General features: G+C 40.9%; 2 protein-coding genes. Both read right to left on the bottom strand.

Annotated features, from left to right (window positions below):
* Positions 1-335: 335 nt before the first annotated feature.
* On the bottom strand, positions 336-1,451 hold the full coding sequence (locus tag I6F65_RS21130; protein ID WP_231613264.1) for an IS91 family transposase: 1,116 nt from the start codon (positions 1,449-1,451) through the stop codon (positions 336-338).
* A 10-nt stretch (positions 1,452-1,461) separates the two neighbouring features.
* Complete coding sequence (locus I6F65_RS21125; RefSeq protein ID WP_197114780.1) at positions 1,462-2,301, bottom strand: site-specific integrase; 840 nt, start codon at positions 2,299-2,301, stop codon at positions 1,462-1,464.
* Between the last annotated feature and the right edge of the window lie 92 nt (positions 2,302-2,393).

The following is a 2,393-nucleotide window of genomic DNA, read 5'->3' as shown; positions in this document are numbered from 1 at the left end:
TAACGTCTTAGTATTTATACGTTACGTTGTTTGTATCGTATAAATACCTTGTTGAACGAAGCATACTCCTCACTCAACTTTTTTATTGGTATGCTTAATGCTATAGGAATTCTCTTTTTTAGGGAAGTTGTTGATTGCAGATTTATTGGACACCCTTTTACTACTACACGGGTTAATTACTGTTTATTAATTACATTTCTACGCTTTTTTATTGCGTTTCTGCCTGCTTATTGTCTACTGTCCTTCTTTTTATTTATTTTAGCCAACACCCCATCTAAGCTGGTTATATTGCACCAACTTATTTAACGAATTGTTTTTAAGTGTTCGACTTACTATTAACCACTATTCATTATTATGCCTCCCGTCGCTAGACCGTCGATTTTTGCATCCTTTATACAGAGGCTTTTCATTATCAACTGCCCTTGCTTACATGATGGGCACGGCCAATTAACTCCCATCGCACCTGTTGTATCTGACTTTCCCTTATTTTTAGTCTCATGCTTGTTTGTTTGTGCGCTGATAATACCCCGCTTTTTTGCTCTACACGCACTGGCTAAAAACCCGTAGTGCCGTATTCGCATAAACCCACTTGGGAGTACATGCAGTAAATAGCGCCTAATAAATTCTATGCCTGTTAATGTCATTCGCTTTATTTTGCTGTCTCGGTAGTCTTTATAACTAAACGTGACATCATCTTTTGTTACTTGCTTAAGCCGTCCTTCATGTAACATGCCTTTACGTGTGTAGCGTCCAAGGTATTTCAACACCGTTTTCGGGGCGGTCAAATTCACTTTGCTGTGTACGCACCATGATTTTGTCATTAACAATTCGTTTTGAGGTATCGTTAGTTTATGCGCCCTAATGGCTGCTAACATTTTTGCTCTAAACACGGTTGCTAAGGCTTTTACTGCAAATAAATACGGCTTTTTAACACCCCGCCACTCACCTGACGATGTTAATACGCCACCTGGAATTAAACAGTGCAAATGAATATGTTGAGCTAGGCTTTGCCCCCATGTATGTAAGACAGCAGTCATTCCTAACGTGCCTTGTAGCTGTTTTTTACGCTGCGCAAACTGACTAAGGGTTTGCCATACAGCATGAAATAAACAGCTGTAAATCTCACGCGGATATTGCCTTGCTAATCCATTTAGTTCATGAGGGAGTGTAAATACCAGATGAAAATAAGGCGCATTGATGACATCCTTACTTTGTTGTTCACTCCATTGATCGCTAACATGCCCTTGGCACTGCGGACAGTGTCTATCTCTGCATGCGCAGTACACCGTTTTATTATGCTCGCAGCGATCACACTGCCATTGCTGAGCGCCTAACTTTACGGTTCGACAGTCCTGTATATGCTGACACACTCGCTGTTGTTGATAGGTTAATGCATGCACTTTTTTATAGTTACTGAGGTGTTGCGCTAAGATATCCGCGACATGATGCATTGCTGCCATCTTAATCCTCCTCCCACGCAGCCATTAAATCATGGCTACTATGTGCCATCTCTGGCAACCAATGCAAATAACGCTCTGTCGTACGAATACTCGTATGTCCGAGCTGCTTTTGTAACTGATGAAGCGGCATACCAGCTTCAATTTGATGTGTAGCATAAGCATGACGCAAGCTATGCGCGGATACATTTTTTGCAATTTCAGCCCGTGCTACCGCACGTTTTAATCCACGACTAAACGTTTTTGCATCAATCGCTTTTTCTTTATCCCAGTTGGTACAAAACAGTATACTGCCAAGGGAAAAGCCTGCTATGTAAGCGTTTAACCGCCTTGCTGCACTTTTAGGTAATATGACACGACGGTCTTTATTGCCTTTTCCTGCTCTAACCCATAGGCAGTCTTGGCTAAATTCAATATCAACAACCCGTAAATTCAGTAATTCACTTATTCTGAGTCCACAGCCATAGCAAATACAAAGCATGACTTTTTGTTGTCCAGATGCCATATTTAAGAACAGGCGATGAACCTCATCTCGTGTTAGCAGTATCGGTATTTTATGTGCTTTTTTAGGCAATACAATATCAATATTAAATGAACGCTGTAGTACATATTTATATAAAAAGTTAACGGCATTGAGTTTTACTGCAATCGTTGCACGCGACAAATGCTGTGTTAGGTTTACATACCTAAAATACGCTTCAAGCTCTTCTTTATTAATTAAGTCAGGCGATTTATCGTAGTAATTAGCTAACTGAGCAAGTGCATTTATATAAGATTCTTCGGTACGTGGTGAGTAGCCTCTTAAACGGATCTCGTCTATGACGCGTTGTCTTAATGGGGTCATTGGTTTTCTCCGGTGAATAGGGGGAAGTCCCAATGACAAGTGTGGCAATTATGCTAGAGGTTGCTAGCTCCGCGTAGCGGCTTTGTTCAACA

Source organism: Pseudoalteromonas sp. SWXJZ94C (assembly GCF_015864385.1).
In the GTDB taxonomy this organism is placed as follows: domain Bacteria; phylum Pseudomonadota; class Gammaproteobacteria; order Enterobacterales; family Alteromonadaceae; genus Pseudoalteromonas.
Note: the sequence above shows the minus strand (reverse complement) of the source record. Positions and strands in the feature narration are given on the sequence as shown.